Genomic DNA, 5,174 nt, shown 5'->3' with positions numbered 1-5,174 from the left:
AGCACCGGCGGCCTCACCATGAACGATCAGACTCCTTCAAGATCAGCAGAGCCCGCAAGAAACGAGCCCTGCCACAAAGTCTGACGCGCGACAACCTGACCAAGCACTACTAGGTACTCAAGACTCATGTCCACGGCGGTTTTGAGAGAGACGATCAAGGACCAGCTAGTGCGTAATAGGGCACCCTGCCTGGATAAGTTGAATTATAAAATATCAGGTTGAAAAGGGACTTCCATGACTTCATTTAGGGACCACCTGCCCATACCCCGGCGTCGAGTCCTCGCGGGTTCGGGGGCGGCCGTAGCCGGTATCGCCTTCAGCGGAGCCATCTCCGAGCTCTTCGTTGGCACCGCTGCCGCCCGCGGCCGCTCCGGCTACGGTCCGCTCGTTCCCGACCCGCATGGCCTGCTCGATCTGCCGAAAGGGTTCCGCTATCGGGTTCTGTCCCGCGAGGGCGAACCGCTGCGCTCCGGGGAGGGGCCAGTGCCGAGCAATCACGACGGAATGACAGCCCTGCGCGGACGTAATGGACGCGTCCACCTCATACGCAACCACGAAAACCGGCCCGACGCCCGCGTCGCTGTCCCCGCCGTCCCTGGCCTCACGTACGACCCGGCCGCAAAGGGCGGCTGCACGGCCCTCATCCTCGACAGCCACCAAAACGTCGTGGCGGAGCGCGTCGCCATCGCCGGCACCGCGGTTAACTGCTCGGGTGGGTCAACACCCTGGGGAACCTGGCTCACTTGCGAGGAGAACGAGGACAAGGCAGGTACCAATGGCTACACCAAAGACCACGGCTTCGTCTTCGAGGTCGACGGCGCCAGTCCGCGCCGCACCGGCGCCATGCCGCTGACCGCGATGGGCCGCTTTCAGCACGAAGCCATCGCGATCGATCCACGCAAAGGGATCGTCTACGAGACGGAGGACGCCTTCGAACGGCCGTTCGGCCTATTTTACCGCTTTCTGCCTGAGAAACCTCTGGGCGGCACAGGCTCGCTCCGGGCCGGTGGACAGCTCGAAGCAATGAGGGTACCGGGGGTGCCGGACCTCTCCGCGATCATGGATACAGGTGCGTGCTTCGAGGGCCTCGAGTGGGTCCCGGTACCCGACCCACAGGCACGTCAAACCCCAGTCCGGTTGCAGGACTTCGGTCCCAAGGGCATCACCCACGCTCAGAAGCTGGAGGGGTGCTACTGGGGTGGCTCGTGCGTGTACTTCGTCTCCAGCTTCGCCCGGAGCGCCGAGGGCTCGGCAGCCGACCATTTTGGCCAAGTATGGCGGTACGAACCGCAACGGCGGCGGCTGACTCTGGTGATCGTCTTCGGCTCGACAACCGACATCCAGCTGCCCGGCGAGACACCGGACAACATCTGTCTCGCCCCTGGCGGCGGACTCATGGTATGCGAGGACGGGGACGGCTCCCAGCACGTGTACGGGCTGACCAAGCGAGGCGAGGTATACGCGATGGCCCGCAACCGCCAGAACATCGGCACCGCCGCGGAACCAGAGTGGGGAGAGTTCTCAGGCGTCACATTCTCGCCAGACGGCGGGACCATGTACGTCAACTGCTACATGCCCGGTACAACGTTCGCAGTGACCGGCAGCCCTTGGGAAGGCAACTGATCGCACGGAACGATCGCTTGAGCGAACCAACTCGGGCTTCGAGTTCCGAGCTGGGATCCTGTTCCCATCCATTACTGAGGTTTTCAGGGTGGGGTCGGTGGGTTGATCAAGGAAGTGCCTGCGGATCTGCAGGTGCACCTGGTCCACAACTACGCCACCACAAAAACCCCGGCCATCACAACTGGATGATGGCTCACCCCCGGTTCCACCTGCACTTCACTCCGGCCGGATCGTCCTGGCTCAGCCTTGTGGAGCGCTGGTCCGCAGAACTCACGAACAAGCAGATTCGGCGAGGCGTCACAAGAGCGTCCAAGCCCTGGAGCAGGACATCGAACTCTGCCCCGGGTGACGAGGCAGCGGGCCGCTGACGTCTCCACCACGGCGAGGCAGGGGCCGAAAAACACGGGCGGACACACTCACAGGCTGCCCGCGCGGCTCCCCACGGTTCAATCTGCTGAGCGACGACAGGGCTGCGGTCTGGCGCCTGGCCTGTTGCGAGTGAAACGGGTGGACGTGACAGCGAGCCGTCGCTTCATCGACCCGCTGGACAGATCTTGTTATTCACTCCGACTCCCAACCCACCAAGGGCCGGATGTGGAGGTCCCTTTCTGGGCATCGGCCGCGTGCGCCCCAGTTTGAAACGGTTACGGAAGAGCGGAATCGTCAGACGAAAGCATTCACAGGAACGGTGTTTCACGCACATGATGCGAGAGTCACTGAAGTAGGCCGACAAACACCCCTATAGCGATATTCAATTACGTAAGGTCCACATCAGTGTGATACGCCTCATAGGCCGTCGCGCCAATCCAGCCGTGGGTCTAGCGTCCCATCGAATCCGCACCGCCGAGCTGAGAGAACACCCAACCCACTCGACCAATACGAGACAAGTCGCCAAGCGAATCGGAGAGCAGCGATGATCGACGAAGAACGCGGGAGCACTGAGTCGATGTCCGTCTGCTCCCGGCAGAGCGATCGGCGCACGTATGTTCTCGATACCAGCGTGCTCCTAGCGGACACGTCGGCCATGACGCGCTTTGACGAGCACGAGGTCGTTCTCCCTGTGGTCGTAGTATCCGAGCTGGAGGCAAAGCGGCATCACCCAGAGCTGGGGTACTTCGCCCGCCAAGCACTCCGCCTCCTCGATGAATACCGCATCCTGCACGGGCGCCTCGACGAGCCAATCCCGGTCGGCGACTGCGGCGGCACACTCCGACGCGAACTGAACCACTCCGACGACTCGGCTTTGCCCGTTAGCTACCGCGCCCCCGGAGGTGAGGCCGACGCCCGCATACTTGCCGTTGCCCACAACCTCCAGGCTGAGGGCTGCAACGTCACCGTCGTTTCCAAGGACCTGCCGTTGCGCACACCCGAGGTCGGTCCCTTGTCCTCTCCCGCATCGGCCAGGGCTCTCGCATCGTCCTCACCCATGACGTTACCCAGCGTGACAATCTCCGCGCCGGCCGATACGACGGCATCGCCGCAGTAGTCGAGAAACTGAAGGGCCATCCGTTGTTCGCACATATCACCCTGACCCGCTCTGAACGTTCACCCGTCGCTGCCCTCGTCACCGAAACGCTCGAGGTGTAATTCCCCGGCGCAACTTCCCGCAAAATGTTCTAGATATGGGAAAAGACACACAGCAACAGGTGCCGTAAGCCGTGAGGCTCTATACGACCCCGCCCGAGTTTGGGCGGTTCTTCCGGCCGATGAACAAAGTCATCGGCACCTGCCCCGGTCGTAACCAGCGACTGCCACTTCGCCAACCTTTGCGGACCGGTGTTCTGGCGGGTCGCCGACCTCTGCCCCGACCATGCTTGCCTCGACGCATGCGACACGACCGTTATGCCGGAACGTTTGGGCTGTGCTCCCTTATCAGTTGAAGTGCTTCGACCGTTCCCCACAGGAGAGGCCAACCGCATACGCGTGGGTACCTCTCCGATCCCGCCCCTCTGGAGCAGCATGGGCTGACGGTGAACCCGGATCTCAAGCGGTATGGGAAGCTTGACTACGGGTACTTGCATTATCGCCCGCCGCAGAATTCGGCGGCGCCCGCGCGAGGCCGTACCGGACGGTGTTCGAGCGCCGTCTAACTGGGTTTATGGCTTGATGCCTGCGCGCCTGCTGGAAGTGACGAGCTGGCATCCACTGAGGGTTCCTCAGACTCGACTGATGCCTGTTCTTGCCTCGGCAGCTCGCCTTGTTCGTTAGCTGCCACCGTCCATACAGAGCGTGAAAGGGAGAAGAATAATGACTTTAAACACGTTGAGCGATTGAGTACGTATTGCTCATACACGCACTCGCCGGACGTGATCGACTTGACCTGAACTCTCCCAGCTATCTAGATCGATCTCCATGTCCGGATGTGTTTGGAATCGTCGAGACTTGACATCGACGAACTGAACGCGTCAGGACATCGTGCGCCTAGGGGAGAGTGAATGTGCACGCAAAAGGGCATCACGGTAATCCTTCTAGTGCCTCCGGAGTTGCAAATGCATTGGTATGTAAACGCCTTTAAGAACTACGCCGTATTTTCTGGTCGAGCAGGCCGTGCGGAATACTGGACCTTCTTTCTGATTTCTATGCTTATGTACATATGCTTGCATGTGATATTTATGGTTAGCGATTCTCGAGCGGTGGCAGGATCTATAGAAGCTGTGTACGTGGTCAGCCATTTCATACCCACGCTCGCCATAGGCTCTCGTCGGTTGCATGATACCGGTCGCTCTGGATGGTGGCAGCTAATACTGGTGGTTCCCATAGTGGGGCCGATTGCTCTGCTAGTACTTCTCGCTCGTGCCGGTATTGGCGGTCATAACGCTTATGGCCCAGAACCCCAACTGGTGTCCCGTCGGCACCAGCAGAATGGCTAGCGTCAATAGCCCACTGACAATGACGTGTACCACCTACCCCTAATGAGCCCTAGTAGTGCTTTGCTAGGTGGTGTCGTAGGGCTGCCATGGCACGGTTTGTTGGCAGGTGGGGCAGGTGGGGCAGGTGCCGGTCCAGTGGCGACGATGTGTTGGAGGAGGTCCAGGCGCCGGCCGTCCAGCAGCAGCCCTCGCAGATACAAGGTCGCCCTTGACCCGCTGGTCAGCACACTGTCGGCTATGCGCTCGAGCTCGGGCACAACGTGCATCCGTTGGAGGCCTATGTCCGCCGTGAGTCGGGGGCTTTCCTGGACCCGTGGCACGGCCGGCTGAAAGCCGCCATGTTGGCCACGATGGAAGACCTCGGCGTGACACCGGGCATGGACGGCGCCGCGTTCCTGACCGCCATGGAGAACGTACGCCACGGTGGTCCGGGGATGCGTGCGGTCCTGGCTGCGGTCAAGGCAACCGCGAAGGGCGGGATCGGGAAACTCCGCTCCCGCGCCCGCGGACTCAACTACACCAAGGGGGAGCGGTGGCCGGAGTTGGAGCGCCCCACCTGGCGTCCGGACATCCGTGCCGCGATCATCGCTTAGAGGTCCTAACAGAAGTTGTTGATCATGTGACTTTCGGTTCGGATGCTCGTTGGTTTCAACATGGGGAAGCGTCAGTCGCGGCCGTGGA

The 5,174-nt window shown here is 61.4% G+C and carries 3 protein-coding genes and 2 pseudogenes; all 5 read left to right on the top strand.

From position 1 onward, the window contains the following. Positions 1–234: 234 nt before the first annotated feature. The 5 genes and pseudogenes from ABZ532_RS31195 to ABZ532_RS31175 all read left to right on the top strand — a co-directional run bounded on the left by ABZ532_RS31195 (position 235) and on the right by ABZ532_RS31175 (position 5,086). Entirely contained in the window at positions 235–1,623 is a 1,389-nt protein-coding gene (locus tag ABZ532_RS31195) for an alkaline phosphatase PhoX (protein WP_361291286.1), read from the top strand. Positions 1,624–1,734: 111 nt separating this feature from the next. Next, positions 1,735–1,916: pseudogene (locus tag ABZ532_RS31190) on the top strand (IS630 family transposase); the annotation flags it as partial. A 653-nt stretch (positions 1,917–2,569) separates the two neighbouring features. Next, positions 2,570–3,210: pseudogene (locus ABZ532_RS31185) on the top strand (PIN domain-containing protein). Between the two features lie 848 nt (positions 3,211–4,058). After that, positions 4,059–4,493, top strand: a complete 435-nt coding sequence (locus tag ABZ532_RS31180) for a DUF805 domain-containing protein (RefSeq protein WP_361291283.1) — start codon at positions 4,059–4,061, stop codon at positions 4,491–4,493. A gap of 350 nt (positions 4,494–4,843) precedes the next feature. Continuing rightward, positions 4,844–5,086, top strand: a complete 243-nt coding sequence (locus tag ABZ532_RS31175) for a hypothetical protein (protein ID WP_361291280.1) — start codon at positions 4,844–4,846, stop codon at positions 5,084–5,086. The last annotated feature ends 88 nt before the right edge of the window (positions 5,087–5,174 follow it).

The organism is Streptomyces sp. NPDC019396 (genome assembly GCF_040632375.1).
GTDB lineage: Bacteria > Actinomycetota > Actinomycetes > Streptomycetales > Streptomycetaceae > Streptomyces.
Note: the sequence above shows the minus strand (reverse complement) of the source record. Positions and strands in the feature narration are given on the sequence as shown.

Bases quoted from the DNA above. Each gene is read 5' to 3' on its own strand.
- ABZ532_RS31175 (WP_361291280.1), top strand. From the start codon at position 4,844: ATGGAAGACCTCGGCGTGACACCGGGCATGGACGGCGCCGCGTTCCTG.
- ABZ532_RS31180 (WP_361291283.1), top strand. From the start codon at position 4,059: ATGTGCACGCAAAAGGGCATCACGGTAATCCTTCTAGTGCCTCCGGAG.
- ABZ532_RS31195 (WP_361291286.1), top strand. From the start codon at position 235: ATGACTTCATTTAGGGACCACCTGCCCATACCCCGGCGTCGAGTCCTC.